General features: G+C 65.6%; 23 protein-coding genes. 12 read left to right on the top strand and 11 right to left on the bottom strand.

Features of this window, described 5'->3' with window-relative positions:
- Nucleotides 1–59: 59 nt before the first annotated feature.
- Together GGQ89_RS12690 and GGQ89_RS12685 are read left to right on the top strand one after the other, a co-directional pair.
- Complete coding sequence (locus GGQ89_RS12690) at nucleotides 60–629, top strand: outer membrane protein (protein WP_184106046.1); 570 nt, start codon at nucleotides 60–62, stop codon at nucleotides 627–629.
- Between the two features lie 136 nt (nucleotides 630–765).
- A complete protein-coding gene (locus GGQ89_RS12685) occupies nucleotides 766–1,380 on the top strand; it encodes a 50S ribosomal protein L25/general stress protein Ctc (protein ID WP_184106045.1) in 615 nt (204 codons plus the stop codon).
- 217 nt (nucleotides 1,381–1,597) lie between these two features.
- Here the strand turns inward: GGQ89_RS12685 and GGQ89_RS12680 are convergent, their stop codons facing one another.
- Nucleotides 1,598–2,041, bottom strand: a complete 444-nt coding sequence (locus GGQ89_RS12680; RefSeq protein WP_184106044.1) for an EF-hand domain-containing protein — start codon at nucleotides 2,039–2,041, stop codon at nucleotides 1,598–1,600.
- 215 nt (nucleotides 2,042–2,256) lie between these two features.
- On the opposite strand from GGQ89_RS12680, the gene purB reads away from it, so the two are divergent.
- On the top strand, nucleotides 2,257–3,570 hold the full coding sequence (purB, locus tag GGQ89_RS12675) for an adenylosuccinate lyase (protein ID WP_056434470.1): 1,314 nt from the start codon (nucleotides 2,257–2,259) through the stop codon (nucleotides 3,568–3,570).
- A gap of 182 nt (nucleotides 3,571–3,752) precedes the next feature.
- Here purB and GGQ89_RS12670 read toward each other — a convergent pair whose 3' ends face one another.
- The 4 genes from GGQ89_RS12670 to dnaK all read right to left on the bottom strand — a co-directional run bounded on the left by GGQ89_RS12670 (nucleotide 3,753) and on the right by dnaK (nucleotide 8,734).
- Nucleotides 3,753–4,265: a thioredoxin family protein gene (locus GGQ89_RS12670; RefSeq protein WP_184106043.1), complete on the bottom strand. Its 513-nt coding sequence runs from the start codon at nucleotides 4,263–4,265 to the stop codon at nucleotides 3,753–3,755.
- A gap of 82 nt (nucleotides 4,266–4,347) precedes the next feature.
- Nucleotides 4,348–5,331, bottom strand: a complete 984-nt coding sequence (locus tag GGQ89_RS12665; protein ID WP_184106042.1) for a hypothetical protein — start codon at nucleotides 5,329–5,331, stop codon at nucleotides 4,348–4,350.
- A gap of 202 nt (nucleotides 5,332–5,533) precedes the next feature.
- Nucleotides 5,534–6,658, bottom strand: coding sequence for a molecular chaperone DnaJ (gene dnaJ / locus GGQ89_RS12660; RefSeq protein ID WP_184106041.1), 1,125 nt, complete (start codon nucleotides 6,656–6,658; stop codon nucleotides 5,534–5,536).
- Between the two features lie 177 nt (nucleotides 6,659–6,835).
- A complete protein-coding gene (gene dnaK, locus GGQ89_RS12655) occupies nucleotides 6,836–8,734 on the bottom strand; it encodes a molecular chaperone DnaK (protein WP_056434481.1) in 1,899 nt (632 codons plus the stop codon).
- A gap of 179 nt (nucleotides 8,735–8,913) precedes the next feature.
- Between dnaK and GGQ89_RS12650 the strand changes: the two genes are divergently transcribed.
- The 4 genes from GGQ89_RS12650 (at nucleotide 8,914) to GGQ89_RS20045 (ending at nucleotide 13,768) form a co-directional block, all read left to right on the top strand.
- Nucleotides 8,914–9,360 (top strand): copper chaperone PCu(A)C, encoded by a 447-nt coding sequence (locus tag GGQ89_RS12650; RefSeq protein WP_184106040.1) that lies wholly within the window; start codon nucleotides 8,914–8,916, stop codon nucleotides 9,358–9,360.
- A 381-nt stretch (nucleotides 9,361–9,741) separates the two neighbouring features.
- The gene (locus tag GGQ89_RS12645) at nucleotides 9,742–11,823 is read left to right on the top strand and encodes a laminin G domain-containing metallophosphoesterase family protein (RefSeq protein ID WP_184106039.1); all 2,082 of its coding nucleotides are present in this window, start codon (nucleotides 9,742–9,744) and stop codon (nucleotides 11,821–11,823) included.
- 69 nt (nucleotides 11,824–11,892) lie between these two features.
- Nucleotides 11,893–12,354, top strand: a complete 462-nt coding sequence (locus GGQ89_RS12640) for a vgr related protein (protein WP_184106038.1) — start codon at nucleotides 11,893–11,895, stop codon at nucleotides 12,352–12,354.
- A 289-nt stretch (nucleotides 12,355–12,643) separates the two neighbouring features.
- Nucleotides 12,644–13,768: a flagellin N-terminal helical domain-containing protein gene (locus tag GGQ89_RS20045; RefSeq protein ID WP_240456632.1), complete on the top strand. Its 1,125-nt coding sequence runs from the start codon at nucleotides 12,644–12,646 to the stop codon at nucleotides 13,766–13,768.
- Nucleotides 13,769–13,822: 54 nt separating this feature from the next.
- Here the strand turns inward: GGQ89_RS20045 and grpE are convergent, their stop codons facing one another.
- Together grpE and hrcA are read right to left on the bottom strand one after the other, a co-directional pair.
- Nucleotides 13,823–14,368, bottom strand: coding sequence for a nucleotide exchange factor GrpE (grpE, locus tag GGQ89_RS12630; protein ID WP_056433430.1), 546 nt, complete (start codon nucleotides 14,366–14,368; stop codon nucleotides 13,823–13,825).
- Between the two features lie 12 nt (nucleotides 14,369–14,380).
- Nucleotides 14,381–15,421, bottom strand: coding sequence for a heat-inducible transcriptional repressor HrcA (hrcA, locus tag GGQ89_RS12625; protein ID WP_056433433.1), 1,041 nt, complete (start codon nucleotides 15,419–15,421; stop codon nucleotides 14,381–14,383).
- Between the two features lie 284 nt (nucleotides 15,422–15,705).
- On the opposite strand from hrcA, the gene rph reads away from it, so the two are divergent.
- Together rph and rdgB are read left to right on the top strand one after the other, a co-directional pair.
- Nucleotides 15,706–16,422: a ribonuclease PH gene (rph, locus tag GGQ89_RS12620; protein WP_056433287.1), complete on the top strand. Its 717-nt coding sequence runs from the start codon at nucleotides 15,706–15,708 to the stop codon at nucleotides 16,420–16,422.
- Nucleotides 16,419–17,045, top strand: a complete 627-nt coding sequence (gene rdgB / locus GGQ89_RS12615) for an RdgB/HAM1 family non-canonical purine NTP pyrophosphatase (protein ID WP_076717178.1) — start codon at nucleotides 16,419–16,421, stop codon at nucleotides 17,043–17,045. Before rph ends, rdgB begins: the two co-directional genes overlap by 4 nt.
- 41 nt (nucleotides 17,046–17,086) lie before the next feature.
- On the opposite strand, the gene GGQ89_RS12610 is transcribed toward rdgB, so the two are convergent.
- Complete coding sequence (locus GGQ89_RS12610) at nucleotides 17,087–17,473, bottom strand: hypothetical protein (protein ID WP_184106037.1); 387 nt, start codon at nucleotides 17,471–17,473, stop codon at nucleotides 17,087–17,089.
- A gap of 33 nt (nucleotides 17,474–17,506) precedes the next feature.
- Nucleotides 17,507–18,127: a CAP domain-containing protein gene (locus GGQ89_RS12605; protein ID WP_240456633.1), complete on the bottom strand. Its 621-nt coding sequence runs from the start codon at nucleotides 18,125–18,127 to the stop codon at nucleotides 17,507–17,509.
- Between GGQ89_RS12605 and hemW the strand changes: the two genes are divergently transcribed.
- Nucleotides 18,126–19,289 (top strand): radical SAM family heme chaperone HemW, encoded by a 1,164-nt coding sequence (gene hemW, locus GGQ89_RS12600; RefSeq protein ID WP_184106036.1) that lies wholly within the window; start codon nucleotides 18,126–18,128, stop codon nucleotides 19,287–19,289. The two genes, GGQ89_RS12605 and hemW, sit on opposite strands and share 2 nt — an antisense overlap.
- A gap of 6 nt (nucleotides 19,290–19,295) precedes the next feature.
- Here the strand turns inward: hemW and cutA are convergent, their stop codons facing one another.
- Together cutA and GGQ89_RS12590 are read right to left on the bottom strand one after the other, a co-directional pair.
- Entirely contained in the window at nucleotides 19,296–19,613 is a 318-nt protein-coding gene (cutA, locus tag GGQ89_RS12595; protein WP_184106035.1) for a divalent-cation tolerance protein CutA, read from the bottom strand.
- Nucleotides 19,610–20,845: a penicillin-binding protein activator gene (locus GGQ89_RS12590; protein WP_184106034.1), complete on the bottom strand. Its 1,236-nt coding sequence runs from the start codon at nucleotides 20,843–20,845 to the stop codon at nucleotides 19,610–19,612. The genes cutA and GGQ89_RS12590 overlap by 4 nt, the downstream gene beginning before the upstream one ends.
- On the opposite strand from GGQ89_RS12590, the gene rsmI reads away from it, so the two are divergent.
- Both rsmI and GGQ89_RS12580 read left to right on the top strand, forming a co-directional pair.
- Nucleotides 20,844–21,713 carry a 16S rRNA (cytidine(1402)-2'-O)-methyltransferase gene (gene rsmI, locus GGQ89_RS12585; RefSeq protein ID WP_076717183.1) on the top strand — a complete coding sequence of 290 codons (870 nt, stop codon included), beginning with the start codon at nucleotides 20,844–20,846 and terminating at the stop codon, nucleotides 21,711–21,713. The genes GGQ89_RS12590 and rsmI overlap by 2 nt on opposite strands.
- Before the next feature lie 59 nt (nucleotides 21,714–21,772).
- On the top strand, nucleotides 21,773–22,129 hold the full coding sequence (locus GGQ89_RS12580) for a hypothetical protein (RefSeq protein WP_056433304.1): 357 nt from the start codon (nucleotides 21,773–21,775) through the stop codon (nucleotides 22,127–22,129).
- The last annotated feature ends 15 nt before the right edge of the window (nucleotides 22,130–22,144 follow it).

Here is a 22,144-nt window from a genome sequence, read left to right as displayed (position 1 = left end):
ACATTAATATTCATAGGGAATCGATGGGGAGCCCTATGACCGATCGAAGGACGTTCTCGATGCGCATCCTGTTCGCCGCCATACTGCTGACCTGCTTGCCCGCCACTGCCTTCGCGCAGGAAAAGCCCGTATTTGCGGGGCCTTATGCAGGGCCCGAAGCCGGGGCCGTGATCCACGGCTTTACGCTGGACAATGGCGATAACGACATGACCTATCGAACGACCGGGCTGGCGGGCGGCGGCTTTGCCGGATGGATGGCGCCTATGGGGAAGCGGCTGCGGCTGGGCGGAGAAGTCGCGGTCCATGGCGGCGGCGGGACCGCGCGAAGCCAGCAGGTCTTCGCCTATGCCGAACAAAAGGCGACATGGGGATACAGCCTGACAGCCCGCGCGGGCTATGTCCTGGGCCGCGACACCATGATCGTCGCCGAGGCGGGCTATGGCGGCTATCGCTTCGACACGCGGCTCTCGTCGAACGTCCTGTCGGACGGCTCGCTCGATGAAACCAGCGGACTGGTCGCAGGCCTGGGTATCGAGCAGCGGCTGAACCGCAACCTCTCGCTCCGCGTGCGGGGACAAGCCGGCGAGTCCCATGGCCGCATCATGGTCGGCCTCCCGATCCGGTTTTAAGCGAGAACGGGGGCGGCGCGGCGGCATCGGCCTTGTATTTTCCAGTCTTTGCCGCTATGCGCCGCCGCTTCCGGTCATGGTCATCCCTGGAGGCGTGGTCGGAAGCCTATATCCATTTTGTTTCGGAGTTACTGGAATGAGCGACACCCTTACGCTCGCCGCCGAGACGCGCGATCAGGTTGGCAAGGGAGCCTCCCGTTCGCTGCGTCGTGAAGGCCGCGTCCCCGCCGTGATCTATGGCCAGAACAAGGCCGCCGCGTCGATCCATCTCGAAGAGAAGGCCCTCGTCAAGGCGCTGATGACCGGTCATTTCTTCACCTCGGTCATCATGGTGGACGGCCAGCGCACGCTGGCGAAGGACGTCGCGTTCCATCCCGTCACCGATCGCCCGCTGCATGTCGACTTCGTGCGCATCGGCGAGCATGAGACCGTCACGGTCGCCGTGCCCGTCGTGTTCACCGACGAAGACGAGAGCGGCGTGAAGCAGGGCGGCGTCCTGAACGTCACCCGCCACGAGATCGAGCTGGTCGTCGACGCCGCCAACATCCCGACCGAAATCAGCGTCTCGCTGAAGGGTCTGGCGATCGGCGACTCGATCCACATCTCGGACGTGAAGCTGCCCAAGGGCGCCGAGCCCGCCATCGACGACCGCGACTTCGCGATCGCCACCATCGTCGCCCCGACGGTCCTGACCGCCGAGGACGAGGCGATCGACGCCGACGCGCAGGCCGAAGGTTCGGAAGAGGCCTGATCCGGCCTCGCTTTCCTTTCGAGGTCAGCGAACGAAAAGAAGGGCAGGTGGCGGCGACGCCCCTGCCCTTTTTCGTGCCCCGTCACATTGCTCCCCATCTTGCGATGGGAAGGATCGGGATGGCCCAACGCAAAGGGCCGCCGAACCCGAAGGTACGACGGCCCCGCTCATCCCCGCTCGGGGAATCGTCGGAACGGAAGGGGGGGGTGTTCCGGTCTTAGCCCTGCCCCTGGCTCAGAAAGCCGGTCAGCTCGGTCTTGGACACCGTCTTGTCCTTGTCGGTATCCGCCTGGGCAAAGGCGCTGCCGACCCACTTCTTCGTCGCGGGCGCATCGGCCTTGGTCGACGGGTCAGTCTGCGACTTCAGCGCAACCATCCACTGGGCGAATTCGGCCTTGTTCAGCTTGCCGTCACCGTCCTTGTCATAGGTCGGGAACTGCGTGTCGACGACCTGGGCGATCTGGCTGCCGTTCGCCTGCACCTGACCCTGGGTGGATGCGGATGCATCAGCGGTAGGTTGCGCAGTCTGCGCCGGGTCGGCGGCGGTTGCCGGAGCAGCTTGCGGTGTAGCCGGAGTGGTCTGGGCCGGCGCAGGCGTGACCTGGGCCAGAACGGGGGCAGACACCATCATCGCGGCGCTAAGAAAAGCATATTTCATCATCTCGTCTCTCCCTTACGTTGGTCGATCGATGACTGTGAAGATCAGAAACGCATCTTCATCATTAGTGATACGGTCCTAAACTCCATTATGCCAGATGGGGATCCGTCCTTGGGATTTGAAGGCTCGGCTCGTCCCTGCTAACGGCACGGTACGCCGTGATTCCGAAAGGGAGTGCACGGTGAGCCGTGCCGTTTCCACGACCTGAAGGTGCCCCGATGATTCCGCGCTATTCCCGTGCCCCCATGACCCGGATCTGGGACCCCCAGACCCGTTTCCGCATCTGGTTCGAGATCGAGGCCCATGCCACCGACGCGCTCGCCGAGCTGGGCGTCGTGCCCAAGGAAGCCGCCGCGCGCATCTGGGAAGCCGACAAGGCCGCGGGCGACTTCGACATCGACCGCATCGATTCGATCGAGGCCGAGACCAAGCACGACGTCATCGCCTTCCTGACCCATGTCGCCGAGCGCACCGGGCCGGAAGCACGCTTCCTGCACCAGGGCATGACCTCGTCCGACGTGCTCGACACCTGCCTGGCGGTGCAGCTCGCCCGCGCCTCGGACATCCTGATCGAGGATCTGGACGCGCTGCTCGCCGTCATCAAGCGTCGTGCCTATGAGCATAAGCTGACCCCGACCATCGGGCGCAGCCATGGCATCCATGCCGAGCCGGTGACCTTCGGCCTGAAGCTGGCCCAGGCCTATGCCGAGTTCGACCGCAACCGCGCCCGCCTGGTAGCGGCGCGTGCCGACATCGCCACCTGCGCCATCTCCGGTGCGGTCGGCACCTTCGCCAATATCGACCCCAGCGTGGAGGCGCATGTCGCCGAGAAGATGGGCCTGACCGTCGAGCCCGTCTCGACCCAGGTCATCCCGCGCGATCGCCATGCGATGTTCTTCGCGACGCTGGGCGTCATCGCCAGCTCGATCGAGCGTCTCGCGACCGAAGTCCGCCACCTGCAGCGCACCGAGGTTCTGGAGGCCGAGGAATATTTCTCGCCCGGCCAGAAGGGTTCGTCGGCGATGCCGCACAAGCGTAACCCGGTGCTGACCGAGAACCTGACGGGTCTCGCCCGCATGGTGCGCGGTTACGTGACGCCCGCGCTGGAGAATGTCGCCTTGTGGCATGAGCGCGACATCAGCCATTCCTCGGTCGAGCGCTATATCGGCCCCGACGCGACCATCACCCTGGACTTCGCGCTGGCCCGCCTGACCGGCGTGATCGACAAGCTGGTCGTCTATCCGGCGCGGATGGAGAAGAACCTCAACAAGATGGGCGGCCTGGTCCATTCGCAGCGCGTCCTGCTGGCGCTGACCCAGGCGGGCGTGAGCCGCGAGGACAGCTATCGCCTCGTCCAGCGCAACGCGATGAAGGTCTGGGAGTCGGACGGCGAACTGTCGCTGATGGAACTGCTCAAGGCCGATGCCGACGTGACCGCCGCGCTGTCGGTCGAGGAGATCGAGGCTCGGTTCGACCTCGATTATCACTATAAGAATGTCGACACGATCTTCGCGCGGGTGTTCGGCGAGTAACTGTCGGGGGAGTCCCATTGGCGCGGCAAGTGCCGATAGGGACTCCCCTCCCCCTGCCCCTCCCGCCTGCGGGAGGGGAGTAGCTTGGGGAAATGCGGACCCTCTTTCCCCCAGCCCCTCCCGCAAGCGGGAGGGGCTGGGGGAGGGAACACCGTCAGCCGGAAATCAACCGGCCTATGGGTCTATCCCACCCAACCCGCCAGCCAGTCCGCCACCGCCTGCGGCGTCATCGCCCGCGCATCGGCCAGCGCGGTCTCGCGTCCGGCATTGACCAGCCTGTTGGTCTTGGGATCGACGATCAGCACCGCGGGCACGCCCTGAAGCCGCCCCTTGATGCCATAGGACGCCGGAATATCCATATTCTGGTCGAAGCGGCCGACATCGACCGTCACCACCTCGAAATGCTTCGCGACGAAGGGACGCATCTGCGGCGTTTCCATCACGCCCGCCAGCAACCGGCAGTCGAGACACCAATTGCCGCCCAGATCGATCAGCACCCGCTTATGCGCCTTCGCCGCCCGCACCCGCGCCGCCGCGATCGCCGCCTTGGCATCACCCGCATGATAGGGCAGCGGCAGCGGCTTGGGCAGCGCCTCGAAACTGCCGATCCCGACGCGCGGGGCCGATACCGGCGCGGCGGCGGGGAGCATCAGCGCGGCCGCCACCATGGTCATGCAAGACATCATATTCCGCATCGGCAATCTCCTCATATCGCTAACCATCATGAAGGAGCGCCCGCCATGCTGGCAAGCGCTCCTCAACCAGCGTCCCGCCGAGTTACCCCCGGACGTTGACCCGGCGCTGATGACGTTCGATCGCAATCAGGAGAAAGAAAAACATCAGAACCAAAAATCCGGCCAGCACATACAGCATCAGGTGCAGCGATCCCCAACCGATGATCTGTCCCTCCGCGATGTCGGCCCGCTTGGCGCTGACCGATGCAGCCTCACGCTCGCGACGTTCGGTGAGCAAGGCGAAATAGCGATCCTGCATCCCACGGAAAATCTGGGTATGCGACAGCAATCCCTCCGGCAAAGCCATCGCCGTCACCGTCTGCGTATAGGGCACGCTGACCTGCCGCGTGACGGCACAGCCCACAGGCGACTCATACCAGCCTTCGCAACTGGTGCTCAGGCTGTCCCAACCGCGACGCGACTCGGGGCGGAAACGTTCGACCTGACGCCGGACCGGTTTCTTGACCGCATTCTTATATTGATTCAGCCGCGCCAGCGTTTCGGGCAAGGTGGACGCCTGGGTCATGACCTGCAGCAATTCCTCCAGGTCGGTCCGATCCTTGGCAAAGTTGCCCTCGCCCCGCGCCAGCGCGGCCAGCCGCTCGCCCGATTGCACGAAGTTGTCGTCAAATTCGTCGCGATTGAGGCGCTTGTCCTCCGCACGGCGGAACGGCTCGAACCGGGCCTGGTAGAGGCCGTGATACTGCTCGACGAAACGCTTGTAGAAAGCGCGCTCGGCCTTGAGCGATGCGCCCTCGGTCCGCTTGGCGGCCGCCTTGGCCGCCTCCGGCGCGATGGCAGCGGGCAGTTCGGATGCGACGACCGACACCGGCTGTTCCACCACAGAGGCTGGCGAACGCATGATACGGACGGTCGCTGAGACAGCCAGCCAGGCCGCCCAGATCAGTACCACCGTGGCGATGACCAGGATCGCCGCCCTCAGCAGCAGGAGATAGAAACGCTCGATACGGTCCAGCGTGATCGCGAACCGGGACGCGGGCGGCATCGCCTCAATGATTTCGGACATGATTCCCCCCCAGAATATCAGGCACCGGGGGGGAGTACGGTGAGGCCATGCCTAGCGTACGCTTGCCAAAAGTCGAGCGCCCGTCTTGGGACAGATCGACATTCGTCATGGCTACTTCCCTCTCCCCTCGCAGAGGGGCGAGGGAAGAGTCCTCATATCAATTCGCTCTGATCGTGGCCGGGAACACCCCGGTACACGACCGTCATTCGCCCGCGAAGACACTCTTCAGCTTGGCAAAAAAGCCCTGACTTTCAGGGCATTCGTCGCCTGTTTCCGTTTCACGGAACAGTTCGAGCAATTCGCGCTGGCGGGTGGAGAGCTTGGTCGGCGTTTCGACTTCGATCTGGATGACCAGATCGCCGGTGCCGCGGCCTTGCAGCACGGGCATGCCCGCCCCGCGCTGGCGGAGTTGCTTGCCCGACTGGATGCCCGCCGGGATCTTGATTTCATGGCTACGGCCATCGAGGCCGGGGATGGACAGCGAGCCGCCCAGCGCCGCCGTGGTGAAGCTGATCGGCGCACGCGCGAACAGGGTCGTGCCCTCGCGCTCGAACAGGGCGTGACGCTTGACGTGAAGGAAGATGTAGAGGTCGCCCGCCGGAGCCCCCCGCGCGCCCGCCTCGCCTTCACCGGTCAGGCGGATGCGGGTGCCTTCATCGACGCCCGCCGGGATGTTGACGGCCAGCGTCTTGGTCTTTTCGACGCGCCCGTCGCCGCGACAATCGGGGCAGGGATCGGCGATGATCTGGCCTGCGCCCTGACAGACCGGGCAGGTCCGCTCGACCACGAAGAAGCCCTGCTGTGCGCGGACCTTGCCGTGGCCGCCGCACTGCTGACAGGTCTTGGCACTGGTCCCGGCCTTGGCGCCCGTGCCGTCACAGGTATCGCATGCCGCCGAGACATCGACCGTTATCTCGGTCTGCTTGCCGTGAAATGCCTCTTCGAGGGAGATTTCCATGTCGTAGCGCAGGTCCGCGCCGCGACGCGGCTGTTGCCGCCCGCCGCCACGTCCGCCGCCCATGAACTCGCCGAAGACGCTTTCGAAAATGTCCGAAAAGGCACCAAAATCCTGCGCGCCGCCGCCGCCGCCCATGCCCTGCTGGAACGCAGCATGGCCATAGCGGTCATAGGCCGCCCGCTTCTGTGGGTCCTTCAGACAGTCATAGGCTTCGCTGATCGCCTTGAACTTGGCCTCGGAGTCCTTGCACCCCGCATTGCGGTCCGGATGGTATTGCATGGCCAGCTTGCGGTAGCGCGATTTGATCGTCGCATCGTCCGCCGTGCGCTCGCATTCGAGCAGTTCATAATAGTCGATCGTCGTGCTCATGCCCGGTCTCGCCCCTGCGCTGGTGGATGGTGCGGCCGCCGACCGTGCCGTCAGGCCGGACGGAGCGACCGCCCAAGCGCTTCGCCACTTCATGCCCCGACACATCGATCGGGGCGGTATTCGCAAATTCTGGACCGAAGGCCCGGCCCTACCGACAGGGGGACCGGGCCGACCGTCTTACTTGGTGTCGTCGACTTCCGAAAATTCGGCGTCGACCACATCGTCCTGCTTGGCCTGACCGGCATCAGCGGCAGGCGAAGCCTCACCCTGCTGCTGCTTTTCATAGATGGCCTGGCCCATCTTCATCGCGACCTGAGCGAGGGCCTGCGCCTTCTCGTTCATGGTGTCGGGATTGCCACCCTCGACCGCCGTCTTGGTCTCGGCGATGGCCGCCTCGATTTCCGACTTCAGCGACGCGTCGATCTTGTCGCCATTGTCGGCCAGCTGACGCTCGGTGGTGTGGATCAGCGACTCGGCGTTGTTCTTCGCCTCGGCCTCGGCACGACGCTTCTTGTCCTCCTCGGCGAACTTCTCCGCGTCACGGACCATCTGGTCGATGTCGTTGTCCGACAGACCGCCCGAGGCCTGGATGCGGATCTGCTGCTCCTTGCCGGTGCCCTTGTCCTTGGCAGAGACGTTGACGATGCCGTTGGCGTCGATGTCGAACGTGACCTCGATCTGCGGCACGCCGCGCGGCGCGGGCGGGATGCCGACCAGATCGAACTGGCCCAGCATCTTGTTGTCCTGCGCCATCTCGCGCTCGCCCTGGAAGACCCGGATCGTCACCGCGTTCTGGTTGTCGTCGGCGGTCGAATAGACCTGGCTCTTCTTGGTCGGGATCGTCGTGTTGCGGTCGATCATCTTGGTCATGATGCCGCCCAGCGTCTCGATACCCAGCGACAGCGGAGTCACGTCGAGCAACAGCACGTCCTTGACGTCGCCCTGCAGCACGCCCGCCTGGATCGCCGCGCCCATGGCGACGACTTCGTCGGGGTTCACGCCGGTGTGCGGGTCCTTGCCGAAGAAGTTCTTCACGACCTCACGGACGCGCGGCATGCGGGTCATGCCGCCCACCAGCACCACGTCGGCGATCTCGTCGGCCTTCATGCCCGCATCGGCCAGCGCCTTCTTGCAGGGCTCCAGCGTGCGCTGGATCAGGTCCTCGACCAGACGCTCCAGATCGGCGCGGGTGATCGACTTGACCAGGTGCTTCGGGCCGTTCTGATCGGCGGTGATGAAGGGCAGGTTGACCTCGGTCGACTGGGCAGAGGACAGCTCGATCTTCGCCTTTTCGGCCGCTTCCTTCAGACGCTGGAGCGCCAGCTTGTCCTTGGTGAGGTCGATGCCCTCTTCCTTCTGGAAGCCCGATGCCAGGAAATCGACGATCTTGTTGTCGAAGTCCTCGCCGCCCAGGAAGGTGTCGCCGTTCGTGGCCTTCACCTCGAACACGCCGTCACCGATCTCGAGGATCGAGATGTCGAAGGTGCCGCCGCCAAGGTCATAGACCGCGATCGTCTTGCCGTCCTGCTTCTCAAGGCCATAGGCCAGAGCAGCCGCCGTCGGCTCGTTGATGATGCGCAGCACTTCGAGGCCGGCGATCTGGCCGGCGTCCTTGGTCGCCTGGCGCTGGGCGTCGTTGAAATAGGCGGGAACCGTGATGACCGCCTGGGTCACCGTCTCGCCGAGGTACGATTCGGCGGTTTCCTTCATCTTCTGCAGCGTGAAGGCCGAGATCTGCGACGGGCTGTAATCCTTGCCGCCCGCATTCACCCACGCATCGCCGTTCGGACCGCGCGCGATCGCGTACGGGACCAGCTCGGTGTCCTTCTTGGTGACGGGGTCGTCGAAGCGACGGCCGATCAGGCGCTTCACCGCGAAGATGGTGTTGTCGGGGTTGGTCACCGCCTGACGCTTGGCAGGCTGGCCGATCAGGCGCTCGCCATCCTTGGCGAAGGCGACGATCGACGGCGTGGTGCGCGCGCCTTCCGCGTTTTCGATAACCTTGGGCTTGCCGCCCTCCATGACAGCGACACAGCTGTTGGTGGTGCCGAGGTCGATGCCGATCACTTTTGCCATAAGTCTCTAAATGCCCCTCAAGAACATAGTCTGGAAGTTCGATGCCGGGGCCGTCCGGTCCCGAAAGCGGCAACCGAAAACCCCGTTCACGAAGGCGGATATAGGTGGGCGATCCGTTGCCGCAAGATTGGATGGAACCTAGTGTCGCCTCGGGATTTGCCGAAACGGGAGGGTTTGTCATGCGTCGCGCCACTTTTCTGGGCCTCTGGGCCATCGCGGGGGCGGTGGGACTGGGGGCGCTGGGCGGATGTTCGGCCAAGCCCGAGCTTTATGCCGAGGAAGGCTGGGTCCGCCTGGCCGCCGTGCCGGGGCGCCCCGCAGCGGCCTATTTCATCGTGCATGGCGGCCCCAAGCCGCTGAACCTGATCGGCGTCAGCAGCGACGTCGCGATCACCAGCGAGATGCACGAGGGCGGCATGGCCATGAAGAAGGTCGATTCCGTGCCCATCCCGGCCGGGGCCACCGTCGCCTTCGAACCGGGCGGGCGGCATGTGATGCTTTACGACATGAACCAGGGCGTCAAGCCGGGACGCATCCTGTCGTTGCTGCTGACTTTTTCGGACGGCACCCGCCTGCGCCAGGGCGCGCGGGTGATCGCGGCGGGCGATCCTGCCCCGGGGCAATAACGGTTTTCGAACGCCCATCGTCATTCACGGTGCATCTTTCCAGCCCCCTCGACGAAAGACGATTGGAGCGAGAGGACATAAGATGGACGCACCCCTCCCCTTCAGGGGAGGGGCCGGGGGTGGGGCGCTTCCGCAAGCGTGCCGCCTATGGCGAAGCCCCACCCCAACCCCTCCCCTGAAGGGGAGGGGCTCGTGTTAGTTAAACGCAATTGCATCACCGCTTAGGAGGCAGGAATATAGCTGCCGGATAGATGACGGGATATTTTGCGCTTTTTCACGTCAGACCAAAATCGGTAATATTTCGGTCCCTCATGTGTCAAAGTCGCGCCATACAGCGCCTCCCGCTTGCTCGATGGAGCGAAAAGTGGGGGAATTTTGACCATGTCCGATACAAACGAAACCCGGTTCACCTTGCGGCGGATCGCCGACCGGCGGCAGTTGCTGCGCGGGGCCGCGAGTCTGTCGATGCTGCCGCTGACGGGGGCGCTGGCGGCGTGCGACGACGATGCGCTGCTCAACGCCAAGCCGACGACCGCCACGGGAACGGCCGCCGCCGCGCCGGTCGGCACCACCAGCTTCTCGATCGCGGTGCTGCCCGACACGCAATTCTATTCGCGCTACGCGACCGTCGACGAGAACCGCCAGTTCCAGCGCAAATATGGCTCGGAGCCGTTCGCGGCGCAGACCCAGTGGATCGTCGACAACGCCCAGGCCTATGCGATCCCCTTCGTGATCCATCTGGGCGACGTGGTGGACCAGGTGCGCAAGCCCGCGCAATGGGCGGTAGCCGATGCCGCGATGAAGCGGCTGGAGACGGCGCGCATTCCCTATTCGATCTTGGCGGGCAATCACGACGTCCTGTACGATGTCGATTACCACGTCCCGGCCGACCAGCAGGCAGGCACCGACAGCCAGCGCACTCTGTCGTCCGAGCCCTATCTGACCTGGTTCCCGACCTCGCGCGCGCAGAACCAGTCGACCTTCCGCGAGCGTGACCGCACCGGCTTCCACGAATATCACATCTTCGAGATGTACGGCGTAAAGTTCATGGTGCTGTCGCTGTCCTGGCGCATCTCGGATGCAGGAATTTTGTGGGCGCGGGACGCGATCCGCCGCAACCCGACGCTGCCGGTCATCCTGGCCAACCACCAGCTGCTCAACATCGACAAGGACGGCAAGAGCCCGTTGGAGACCGATTACGGCCTGATGTTGTGGAACACCCTGATCCGCGACAACGACCAGATCTTCATGACGCTGAACGGCCATCACCATGGTGCCGCGCTGCTGACCAAGACCAACGACTTCGGCAATCCGGTCCATGAGATGGTCGTCGATTACCAGATGGCCTATCAGGGCGGCAACGCGCTGATGCGGCTCTACGAAATCGACTTCTCGGCCAACAAGATCGACGTCATGAGCTTCTCGCCCTGGGTCGTGCAGAAGCCCAAGGAAACGCTGAACCAGTTCGACCGCGCGGTGCTGGAGGATGCGAACAACCGCTTCACCATCAACATCGACTTCAAGAAGCGCTTCGCCCGCTTCCTGCCGAGTTTCGCCTATACCGAGATGACGGCGGGCGTGCCGATCCTGCCGCGCGTTCGTACCGCGCTGCTGTCGGGCTATACCGAACCCGCCGCCCCGGCCGAGGTGCTGCCGCGCGATGCCGACGACTATCCCAAGATCGCCGAGACCGCCGCGCACTGGCGCGTGGCCAGCGGCATCGTCGACGGCAAGATCGTCCAGGTCGGCGAGACGCTGCCCGATGCGACCGGCCGCAACCCGATGACGCGCGTACCGCTGTCGGGCCCGGCGATGGTCGAGGACGTGGTCTGGTCGACCGACCGCCACCGCCTGTCCTCCGCACCGGGCAGCGTGCGCTTCCGCAACACCGACAAAGTGACCGCGCGCAGCAGCGCCTTCGCGACCGCCACCAATGCGCCGATCAACGCGGCGACCTTCGGCGCAGGCTATACGGTCGAGGCGTTCATCAAGATCGACGCGAACTGGACGGTGACCAACCACCGCTGGGGCAATATCCTGACCCGCAACGGCAATCGCGGCAAGCTGCCGGGCTTTGCGGGCGGCGACAGGGAAGCGCCGCCGGTCCTGTTCGCCATCTCGTCGCTGCGCGAAGTCCAGTGGGAGGTCGTGCCCGCCTCCAACACCGCCTATCCGCAGGCCAACTGGTCGGGTGAGGTGATGGTCGACACCTGGTATCATATCGCGATCGTCAACGATCCGGTGGCGAACGAAACCATCCTCTATGTCGATGGCGCGCCCGTACTGCGCAACAGCGCGGGCCAGGTCGGCATCGCGACGCTTGCCGCCGACATGCCCTGGGTGCTGGGCGCCGCCTGGTGGGACGGCGCGCGCAAGGACGGCTATTTCGGCCATATCGGCGAGGTCCGTATCGTCGCCAAGCCGCTGGCCAACACCCAGTGGCTCACCGCCCGGCGGAGCTGATGAACGGGGGCGGGCCGTGAGACCGGCCCGCCCCTTTCCTACCCACGCCATGCGCCCCATCTGGGTGCCATGACCAAGCGCCCCCTCACCCCGGCGGAAGAAACGCTGGCCCGGTCCGTCTTCGGCGATGCGATCGACTATACGCAGGTTCGCCTGTCGCCGACCAAATGGGCGTTTTTCCAGCCGCGCGACACGGTGATGGCACCGACAGGCTGCATCCATTTCCACCCCAAGGGCGATCTGTGGCGCGAGGATTTCGGCGCCTGTCCGCTGCATGAGCAGGGGCTGTTCATCCATGAGATGGTGCATATCTGGCAGCATCAGCGGGGCATATTCCTGCCGCTGAAACGCCATCCCTTTTGCCGCTATAGCTATTGCCTGAAGCCGGGGCGGCGCTTCGATCGCTATGGACTCGAGCAGCAGGCGGAGATCGTCCGCCATGCCTTTCTGCTGAAACGCGGGGCGGTGGTCGCGGGGGCGCCGCCGTTGGCGCAGTATCGGACCTTGGTGCCGTTTCGGGGCACCGACTGAGGGGGTTTCGTTCGGGGCAAGTGCCCTCCCCCATCCCCTCCCGCCTGCGGGAGGGGAGCGATACTGGGTGAGCTTCGGGACCAACGTCGCGGCGGCGCATGCTATCGCCCCGGGCCCGCCCCTCCCGCAGGCGGGAGGGGATGGGGGAGGGAAAGCCCCGAACCCCGAAAATCTCACGGTCACCCGCTAATATCCGGGAAAAGCCCGGATTGTTTGATCATGGTTAATTTCGTCAACCATCTTTCTCGCGCGCGGGGCCTCCCGCGCTCGTCAGGGGATGGGAGTTACCATGACGGTCATCAACACCAACGGCGCCGCGCTTCGAGCGATGGCGGCCACGCAGCGCGCCAACACCGATCTGGCCCAGTCCATGGCGCGGCTATCCTCGGGCCAGCGGATCAATTCGGCCAAGGACGATGCGGCCGGGCTGGCGATCAGCAGTTCCATGACGGCGCAGATCCGCGGCATGACGCAGGGCATCCGCAATGCGATGGACGGCGTCTCGCTGGTCCAGACCGCCGACGGTGCGCTGACCGAAGTGTCCAACATGCTGCAACGGGTGCGCGAACTGGCGGTGCAGGCGGGATCCGGCACGTACAGCATGAGCGACCGCGCGGCGCTCCAGCTGGAAGTGACCGCCGTGTCGACGCAGATCGACCAGACGCTTTTTAATGCCTCGTTCAACGGGGTGGCGTTGTTCAACAACAATCCGCCTGTGTACGACAGCAACAATCAACTGGTCGATGCCAGCGTAAAGCTCAACGTTCAGGCGGGGCCCAATATCAGCGACACGATTCCTATATCTGTACCGCCTATCCCCACAGCCTATGTTCGGAATATAGACGGCTATTGGTACAATGATTACCAAGCTCGCCTTACACAACCTCAAACTCTGAACAGCCTAGACACCACAAAATCTCATTTGGTGACGTTCGACGACTATATGGCGAAGGGAAAAATCGCAGGAGACGATATCACGCGGGACGATATCGGCCGCATCGTCTATCAGCGCGTCGGAGATCAGTGGTATGATCGCAACGGCTCGACCTACAGCGCAGGTTATAGCTATGATGAATTTATCCAGCGTCGCCAATTTTCGCTGACCGACGAACTGAACGTTACCAACCGCTATCGCACCGATAATACGCTGAAGCGCGTAGATGAACTGCTCGGCACGGTGGCGAGCGTCCAGGGACAATTGGGCGCGACGGCTAACCGACTGCAATCGGCGGTCAGCACGCTGACCAGCGGCACGACCAACCTGTCGGAAGCCCGCTCGCGGATCGCCGATACCGATTATTCCGAAGAGTCGGTGAAGCTCGCCCGCGCGCAGATCCTCGCCCAGGCTTCGACCGCGATGCTCGCCCAGGCCAATCAGAGCCAGAAGGACGTACTGAAGCTGCTCGGCCAATAACGAAAAAGGGCGGCCCCGAAGGACCGCCCTTTCCTCATCCGTCCAAAAGCCTGATCAGTCGGGCTTCTTGGCCACCGCGACCAGCGCGGGGCGCAGCAGGCGGTCCTTGATCATATAGCCCGACTGCATTTCCTGCACGATCGTGCCCGGCTCCTGGTCGGAGGGCATTTCGATCATCGCCTGATGCTTGTTGGGGTCGAGCGGCTGGCCCATCGCCTCGATCTTGGTGATGCCGTGACGGCCGAGCACGCTGTCTAGTTCGCGGCCGGTGGCGTCTAGGCCGGTCACCAGCCCCTTCCACTTGTCGTCAGTGCGCAGGTCGGCCGGAATCGCCTGAAGCGCGCGCTGGAGATTGTCGGCGACCGACAGCACGTCGCGCGCGAACGCGGTCGCGGCATAGTTGCGCGCGTCGACCGCTTCCTTCTCGGCGCGGCGGCGGACATTCTGGTTCTCGGCCTGGGCATAGAGATATTGCTGCTTGGCCTCGGCCAGCTGGTTCTCCAGCTCGGCGACGCGGTCCTGCACGGCCACTTCGGGCGCGGCCTCGGCCGTCTCTTCGCGCAGGTCGTTCTGGGTCTCGTTGGTCGTGTTATCGCTCATCATAATCCCTGTTCAGCCCATCATCCGGGCAAGCGTTGCCGCCGTGAAATCCACCATGGGCACGACGCGGGCATAGTTCAACCGCGTGGGCCCGATTACGCCGACCACACCGACCACTTGGCCGTCCAGTCCGCGAAAAGGCCGGGCGATCACCGAAGATCCCGACAGCGCGAACAACTTGTTCTCCGCGCCGATGAAGATACGCGTCGAATCCCCGGCGCGCGCCGAGTCGAGCAGGCTGGCGATTTCCTGCTTGCCCTCCAGATCGTCGAGCAGGTCGCGGACCCGCTCCAGATCGGCGGCGGCGGCGGCGTCGATCAACCGCCCCTGCCCGCGCACGATCAGGATCGGACGCCGCGCGCCATCCTCGCTCCAGACGATCAGACCCTGTTCGACCAGCGCCCGCGCCGCCCCGTCCAGCGCCGCGCGCCCTGCCGCCAGTTCGCGCTCCAGCCGATCCCGCGCCTGACCCAGCGTAAGGCCCGCCAGCGTGGCGGAAAGGTAATTGCCCGCCTCGACCAGCGCCGACGGCGTCATGCCGGCGGGTAGTTCCAGCACGCGGTTCTCGACCGCGCCATCCTCCGCGACCAGCACGGCCAATGCCTGGGTCGGCGACAACGGCACGAAGCCGATCGAGCGCAGCTTCATCTCGCGCTTGGGCACCATGACCAGGCCCGCGCAGGCCGACAGCCCCGACAGCACCGCCGTCGTCGCCGCCAGCGCCTCCTCGACCGGGCCGGAGCGGGCGGCGCGCGCCTCGATCGCGGCGCGTTCCTCGATGCTGGGCTCCATGGCATGCATCATGCCGTCGACGAACAGCCGCAAACCGATATCGGTCGGCATCCGCCCCGCGCTGGTATGCGGTGCCGCCAGCAATCCGCGTTCCTCCAGTTCCTGAAGGACGTTGCGGATCGAGGCGGGCGACAGGTTGATCCCCGACAGCGCGATCGTCTTCGACCCCACGGGCTGGCCGCTCGTCAGATAGCTGTCGACCACCACACGAAAAATATCGCGCGCGCGGTCGGTCAACTCGGTGATCGGTGGGGTGACCATGACGGAAATGTAGGCATTGGCACTGCGCCACTCAACCGCGATCGGGAGACCTCTCTTCTTCTCCGCGCCCTCTGCGCCTCTGCGCGCAAAAAAGAGATTGATCACGCGAAGCCGCGAAGGCGCGAAGATTTCCAGTCCTCTCTTCGCGGCGTCGCGGCTTCGCGTGAACCATTTTGGCGCGCAGAGGACGCAGAGAAGAAGAGTGTCTTCCGATCGCCACCGTCCTCTCTGGCGCTAGGCGCGGGGGCCGGTTAGGGCTGTCTTCAAGGAACAAGGAGAAGACTATGCGCCCGTCCGGCCGGATGCCCGACCAGATGCGTCCCATCACCATCGAGCCGAATTTCACCCGTCACGCCGAAGGTTCGGTGCTGATCGGGTTCGGCGATACCAAGGTGCTCGTCACCGCCAGCGTCGAGGAGCGCGTGCCCCCCTTCCTGCGCGGCAAGGGCGAAGGCTGGGTCACGGCCGAGTACGGCATGCTCCCCCGCGCCACCCATACACGCGGCAGCCGAGAGGCGGCCAAGGGCAAGCAGTCGGGCCGTACCCAGGAAATCCAGCGGCTGATCGGCCGCTCCCTGCGCGCCGTCTGCGACCTGAAGGCGCTGGGCGAGCGGCAGATCACCATCGACTGCGACGTGATCCAGGCCGATGGCGGCACCCGCACCGCCGCCATTTCGGGCGCCTGGGTCGCGCTGCGCATGGCTGTCAACAAGCTGATGGCCGAGGGCAAGCTGGCCAGCGACCCGATCCGCAACAAGGTCGCCGCCGTCTCCTGCGGCATCCATCAGGGCACGCCGGTCCTCGACCTCGACTATATCGAGGACTCGAACGCCGATGCCGACGCCAATTTCGTGCTGATCGAAAACGGCCACATCGCCGAGGTTCAGGCGACCGCCGAGCACGCCACCTATGACGAAGAGGCCCTGCTCCGTCTGCTCCGCCTGGCGCGCATGGGCTGCACCGAGATTTTCGCGGCGCAGGACCGGGCGATCCGCGCATGAGCGGCGAAGGAAACGGCCGTCAGGCGATCCGCAAGCTGACGCCGGGCAAGCTGGTCCTGGCCAGCCACAACAAGGGCAAGATCGTGGAATTCCGCGAACTTCTCGCGCCCTATGGCATGGAGGTGATCGCGGCCGGTGACCTGGACCTGCCAGAGCCCGAGGAAACCGGCACGACCTTCGTCGCCAATGCCGAATTGAAGGCGCTCGCTGCCGCCGATCTGTCGGGCCTGCCCGCGCTGTCGGACGATAGCGGTCTGTGCGTCGAGGCGCTGGGTGGCGATCCGGGGCTGTTCTCGGCGCGCTGGGCGGGGCCGGAAAAGGACTTCGGCATGGCGATGCGTGCGGTCGAGGATCGGCTGAACGAGGAACCGGACATGAGCCGTGCCGCGCATTTCATCTGCGCGCTGGCGGTCGGCTGGCCCGACGGCCATGTCGAATGGTTCGAGGGCCGCGTCGACGGCACGATCGTCTGGCCGCCGCGCGGGGACAAGGGCCATGGCTATGACCCGATTTTCCAGCCGATCGGCGGCACCGAGACCTTCGCCGAGATGGACCAGGACGAAAAGAACCGCATCAGCCACCGCGCCGACGCGTTCGGCCAGCTGGTGAAGGCGGTGTTCTGACCGTTTATTCCTCCCCAAGCTCCGCTTGGGGAGGAATCCACTTACCCCTTCGCCAGCCGCTTCTGGTTGGCCGTCACCGTCCGATGCACCGGTGCCATCGCCTGGACCGGCATCGACGCGCCGATCAGCATCGCGCGCGCCATCGACTCCCAGGCTTGCAGCATCCCGCCCTGCGGATTGTGCCGCGACAGTTTCGACAGGGCCGCCTGATCGCGGTTCCAGACCTTCGCCGACTGGTCGAAGGCCTTGACCTTCTCGCTGACCATCAGCGTCATTTCCGCTGCCGAGGACGTACCCGTCGCCATCGCCCCCATGCGCGAGGCCATGACGCTCTGCGCGCTCAGCATCGCCTCGCCCGCCATCACCGCGAATCGGGCCGGTGCGGTCCAGAAGGTGATCCACGCCATCGGATCATAAGGGTTCGCCATCGCGTCAGTACCTTCCCGTCATGCCCCGCCGAGTCAGAAGGCCCGCTCGCCAAAGACGTTGCCGGTCGGGCTATAGCGGCAAACGAGGAAATCGTCGCGCGCATTGCTCGCCATCGCACAACCGACCGCCGTGGAACGGGCCCAGACGATCTGGGTATAGTGACCGACATCGCCGAACTGGCCCGTGCGGCTGGACTGGGGTACAGGCAGGTTCACAAAATTGCGCCGCTCGGCCAGCCAATGGCCCATCATCTCGTCATAGCGATAGGCGCCACGCGTGCCGGTCCACAGATTTTCACCCTGCCGCGTCGGTCCCTGCGGCTGTTCGGCATGCTGGAAACGACCGGTCCGCGCCAGTTCCTGCGCATAGGCCAGCGCGCTCGCCGCCAGCCCTTCGTCCCATGTGAGCGGCGACAGGCCCACATCCGCCCGCGCGGTCTGGTGGCCGTCGAGCATCGCCTGACGCAGCAATCCTGTCCCACGCGACGCGGGCGCGTCCGAAGTCCGCTGCTCGACGATCCGGGGCGGCGGCCGTTCCATCCCGCCGGTCTGCGAAGGGATCATCGGTCCACAAGCCGCCAGCAGCAGCACGGCGGGCACGGAAGATAAGAGATAGCGAAGCGTGCGCATCGCCGCCATATCGTCGCACATCATGTCCTCCGCAATATCGCCCGCACCCAGCCCGCTCGCGCTCTACGTCCATTGGCCCTTCTGCGTCTCCAAATGTCCCTATTGCGACTTCAACAGCCATGTCCGCGAGTCGGTGGACCAGGCGGCCTGGGCCGAGGCGCTGCTGGCCGATCTGGCGCATGAAGCGGCGATGCTGCCCGGACGGCAACTGACCTCGATCTTCTTCGGTGGCGGCACGCCCTCGCTGATGCCGCCCGCCACGGTTGCTGCAATTCTAAACGCGGCCGAGCGCCATTGGGGCTTTGCCGAGGGGATCGAGATCACGCTGGAGGCCAATCCCTCTTCGGTCGAGGCGGCGCGCTTCGCCGACCTCGCCGCCGCCGGGGTCAATCGCGCCTCGCTGGGCGTGCAGGCGCTGGACGACGAGGCACTCCACTTCCTGGGCCGCGCGCACGGCGTGGACGAGGCGCTGCGCGCGCTCCAGACCGCGCAGGAGCAGTTCGGCCGGGTCAGCTTCGACCTGATCTATGCCCGCCCCGGCCAGCCACTGGAGAACTGGGAAGCCGAGCTGACCCGCGCCATCGGCTTTGGCACCGAGCATCTGTCGCTCTACCAGCTGACCATCGAGCCGGGCACGCGCTTCCATACCGAAGCGGCGGCCGGGCGGCTGGTCATTCCGGACGGCGATGCCGCCGCCGACCTGTTCGAGACGACCCGCGCGATCACCGCCGCCGCAGGCCTGCCCGCCTATGAGACCTCCAACCACGCCCGGATCGGCGCGGAGAGCCGCCATAACCTGACCTATTGGCGATACGGCGATTATGCCGGGATCGGCCCCGGCGCGCATGGCCGCCGCGAAGGCGTCGCCACCGCCCGTCGCAAGAAGCCGGAAAATTGGATGGGCGCCGTCGACCGCAACGGCCACGGCATCGAACTGGAGGAAACCCTCCCCCCGACCACCCGCGCGACCGAGGCACTGGTCATGGGCCTGCGCCTGGCGGAGGGCGTCGACCTGTCCCGCGTCACCGCACTGGCCGAGGGGCGCGAGATGGTGAACCGCGCCGCAGTAGGCACCCTGACCCAACAGGGTCTGGTCCGGCTGGACGGCGAACGGTTGATCGTCACCGAAGCGGGGGCGCTCCTGCTCGACGCGATCCTGCGGGAAGTCGTGCTGACAGAGGACTGATTCGCCTCAGCCAACCGACTGGCGCACCCAATCCAGATAGCGCGGCGACGCGTCGGTGATCGGCAGCGCCACGATCTCCGGCACGTCATAGCTGTGCAACGCTTCGATCGTTTCGCACAGTTGGGCGAAGCGGCTGCGCATCGTCTTGATGTGCAGCACCGCCTCCGGCTCATGCTGGACCGCGCCGTCCCAGCGATACCAGCTTTCGACCGGCGTCATTTGGACGCACGCGGCCAGCCTTTGTTCGATCAGCGCGTGCGCGATCCCCGCCGCTTCGTCGCGGCTGCCCACCGCGCACATGACGACGATGGCCTGGTCGCTCATCCCCCGAACCCGGTCGGTGCGGGGCTGACGGTCACGGCGGTGCCGTCGCGCAGTTCCTGTACCTCCAGCGCGCGTTCGGCCACGCCGTCGCGGCCGAAGCGGAAGGCGCCGTCGATCCCGGCAAAGCCGTCCGATGCGCGCAGCCGCGTCTCGGGGAAGGGCGCGTTCATCTTCCAATCGCGCGCGATCCGCACGGTCAGCAGGACCGCGTCATAGCCCAAGCTCGACAGGCGATAGGGCGCGGCGCGGAAGCGGGCGCGGTACTTGGTCGCATATTGGCGGTAGAGCGTGTTGGAAACGCTGGCGAACCACGCACCGTTCAACCCTGCCCGCGACGCGATGCCCGATTCGGAATTCCACAATTCGGTGCCCAGCAGCCGCGTATTCGCGCCTGATCCACGCTTCAGGATCGGCGCCGCCGCCGCCGCCGTGGCGCCGCCATCGGCGATCAGCACGGCGTCATACGGGGCCTTGGCGTTCAGCCGCTGGGCGGCCGCGCCGATGCCGCCCGCGACCCGGCCATAAGGCTGGAGCGAGACGACCTGCCCCCCCGCCCCTTCGACCGCGCGCAGAAAGGCGGTGGAGGCGCGTTCGCCATACAGGCCGTTGGGCACCAGCCCCGCAAAGGTCGTGACGCCGCGCCCGCGCGCATAGGTGACGACCCGGTCGATCGACTGGGCGGGCGTATAACCCATCAGATATGTGCCGTTCCCGGCCACGCCCACGTCGTTGGAAAAGCTGATGACCGGCACCCGCGCGGCGCGTGCCACGGGAGCGACGGCGCGGACATCCTCGGACAAGAGCGGCCCCAGGATCAACTGCGCGCCCTCGGCGATCGCCTTCTGCGCCGCTGCGGCTGCACCGGTCGTGGTGTCGTAATTGGTGATGCGGATCGTGTCGGCTTGCGCGTCGAGCAGCGCCATCATCGTCGCATTGGCGATCGACTGGCCGACCCCGGCATTGCTGCCCGACAAGGGCACCAGCAGTGCGATGCGATGGCGCGCGGTATCGCGCGGCAGCCCCGCCTCCGGCTCGGTCGAGGGGCGCGGGGTGGTCGGCACCGGCCGCGTTTCGGGCTGGTCGACGGGGCCGCGCGGCACGATCGTCTGACAGGCGGCCAGCGCCAGCGTCGTCGCCAGCGCGACCGCGCGGCCGATCCGCCCGGCGCCATAGGAACGGAAGCGGCCCCGAATGACGGCCCCCGGTTGTACGAACAGCCCTGCCTCTGTCATGACGATCCCCGTGACCCAAACCGAAAACACTCTCGAACCCGGCCTGTACATCGTCGCGACCCCCATCGGCAATCTCGGCGATCTGTCTCCGCGCGCGGCCAACATTCTGACAAACGCCGATATCATCGCGGTCGAGGACAGTCGCGTGACGGCCGGGCTGCTCCGCCATATCGGGGTGAAGCGGCCCATGCAGCCCTATCACGATCACAATGCCGAGCATGTCCGCCCCGGCCTGATCGCGCGTATGGCGACCCAGGCGGTGGCGCTGGTGTCCGATGCCGGGACACCCTTGATCTCGGACCCCGGCTACAAGCTGGTGCGTGACGCGCGCGCGGCGGGCCATGCGGTGGTGACGATCCCCGGCCCCTGCGCCGCGATCGCCGCGCTGACGCTGGCCGGGCTGCCGACCGATCGATTCCTGTTCGCGGGCTTCCTGCCGCCCAAGGAAAAGGCGCGGGCCGACGCCATTGCCGAGATCGCCGGCATTCGCGCAACGTTGGTCCTCTACGAATCGGGGCCACGCCTGGCGGCGACGCTGACTGCGCTGGCCCAGGGACTGGGCGACCGCGAGGCGGCGGTGACGCGCGAGATCACCAAGAAGTTCGAGGAGGCCGTGACCGGCACCCTCTCCACCCTCGCCGCGCGCTATGCAGAGGGTGGGCCGAAGGGCGAGATCGCGATCGTCGTCGCGCCGCCCGGCGAAGCCCCGCCCGCCACCGAACAGGATGCCGATGCCGCGCTGGCCGAAGCGCTCACCCGCCTGCCCGTCGGCCGTGCGGCGAGCGAGGTCGCCAAGGCGCTCGGGCTCGACCGCAAGACGCTCTATGCCCGCGCACTGGCGATGAAGGACGGCGATTCGACCGATTAAGATCCCGCATTAGCAATTCCGCAAGGATCGACGGCGCAGGGGGGAAGCTGGGGATCACCATGTACGCCTTTCAGTTTCGCCGCGACATCAACCTGCTGGACATCCAATGGACCGGGCATTTCACGACCGAGGTCGCGAACCGCTATGCCCAGGAACTGGTCGAGGCGTTCCGGCGCAGCGGCTTCCGCCCCGGCTATCGCCTGCGGATCGACATGTCGGCGATCAACGTCCAGCCGAAGGACGCGATCATGACGGTCCATGAGGCACTGCGCGACTTCCCCCGCGCCAGCCGCATCGCGATGATCAACGGCAGCGCGATCGGGCGGCAGCAGATTCGGCGGCTGATGACCCAGCCCTATTTGCGCGTCTTCGATCCCGCCGAGGACAGCCTGGCCTGGCTGACCGCGCCGGAGTAATCGCTCGCCCGCGCC

The organism is Sphingomonas yabuuchiae (assembly GCF_014199595.1).
In the GTDB taxonomy this organism is placed as follows: Bacteria; Pseudomonadota; Alphaproteobacteria; order Sphingomonadales; family Sphingomonadaceae; genus Sphingomonas; species Sphingomonas yabuuchiae.
Note: the sequence above shows the minus strand (reverse complement) of the source record. Positions and strands in the feature narration are given on the sequence as shown.

Bases quoted from the DNA above. Each gene is read 5' to 3' on its own strand.
- hemW (WP_184106036.1), top strand. From the start codon at position 18,126: ATGTCCTCCGCAATATCGCCCGCACCCAGCCCGCTCGCGCTCTACGTC.
- purB (WP_056434470.1), top strand. From the start codon at position 2,257: ATGATTCCGCGCTATTCCCGTGCCCCCATGACCCGGATCTGGGACCCC.
- dnaJ (WP_184106041.1), bottom strand. From the start codon at position 6,658: ATGAGCACGACGATCGACTATTATGAACTGCTCGAATGCGAGCGCACG.
- GGQ89_RS12610 (WP_184106037.1), bottom strand. From the start codon at position 17,473: ATGGCGAACCCTTATGATCCGATGGCGTGGATCACCTTCTGGACCGCA.
- GGQ89_RS12605 (WP_240456633.1), bottom strand. From the start codon at position 18,127: ATGATGTGCGACGATATGGCGGCGATGCGCACGCTTCGCTATCTCTTA.
- hrcA (WP_056433433.1), bottom strand. From the start codon at position 15,421: ATGGTCACCCCACCGATCACCGAGTTGACCGACCGCGCGCGCGATATT.
- GGQ89_RS12680 (WP_184106044.1), bottom strand. From the start codon at position 2,041: ATGATGAAATATGCTTTTCTTAGCGCCGCGATGATGGTGTCTGCCCCC.
- GGQ89_RS12665 (WP_184106042.1), bottom strand. From the start codon at position 5,331: ATGTCCGAAATCATTGAGGCGATGCCGCCCGCGTCCCGGTTCGCGATC.
- dnaK (WP_056434481.1), bottom strand. From the start codon at position 8,734: ATGGCAAAAGTGATCGGCATCGACCTCGGCACCACCAACAGCTGTGTC.
- rdgB (WP_076717178.1), top strand. From the start codon at position 16,419: ATGAGCGGCGAAGGAAACGGCCGTCAGGCGATCCGCAAGCTGACGCCG.
- GGQ89_RS20045 (WP_240456632.1), top strand. From the start codon at position 12,644: ATGACGGTCATCAACACCAACGGCGCCGCGCTTCGAGCGATGGCGGCC.
- grpE (WP_056433430.1), bottom strand. From the start codon at position 14,368: ATGAGCGATAACACGACCAACGAGACCCAGAACGACCTGCGCGAAGAG.
- rsmI (WP_076717183.1), top strand. From the start codon at position 20,844: ATGACGATCCCCGTGACCCAAACCGAAAACACTCTCGAACCCGGCCTG.
- GGQ89_RS12580 (WP_056433304.1), top strand. From the start codon at position 21,773: ATGTACGCCTTTCAGTTTCGCCGCGACATCAACCTGCTGGACATCCAA.
- GGQ89_RS12685 (WP_184106045.1), top strand. From the start codon at position 766: ATGAGCGACACCCTTACGCTCGCCGCCGAGACGCGCGATCAGGTTGGC.
- GGQ89_RS12690 (WP_184106046.1), top strand. From the start codon at position 60: ATGCGCATCCTGTTCGCCGCCATACTGCTGACCTGCTTGCCCGCCACT.
- cutA (WP_184106035.1), bottom strand. From the start codon at position 19,613: ATGAGCGACCAGGCCATCGTCGTCATGTGCGCGGTGGGCAGCCGCGAC.
- GGQ89_RS12650 (WP_184106040.1), top strand. From the start codon at position 8,914: ATGCGTCGCGCCACTTTTCTGGGCCTCTGGGCCATCGCGGGGGCGGTG.
- GGQ89_RS12590 (WP_184106034.1), bottom strand. From the start codon at position 20,845: ATGACAGAGGCAGGGCTGTTCGTACAACCGGGGGCCGTCATTCGGGGC.
- GGQ89_RS12670 (WP_184106043.1), bottom strand. From the start codon at position 4,265: ATGCGGAATATGATGTCTTGCATGACCATGGTGGCGGCCGCGCTGATG.
- rph (WP_056433287.1), top strand. From the start codon at position 15,706: ATGCGCCCGTCCGGCCGGATGCCCGACCAGATGCGTCCCATCACCATC.
- GGQ89_RS12645 (WP_184106039.1), top strand. From the start codon at position 9,742: ATGTCCGATACAAACGAAACCCGGTTCACCTTGCGGCGGATCGCCGAC.
- GGQ89_RS12640 (WP_184106038.1), top strand. From the start codon at position 11,893: ATGACCAAGCGCCCCCTCACCCCGGCGGAAGAAACGCTGGCCCGGTCC.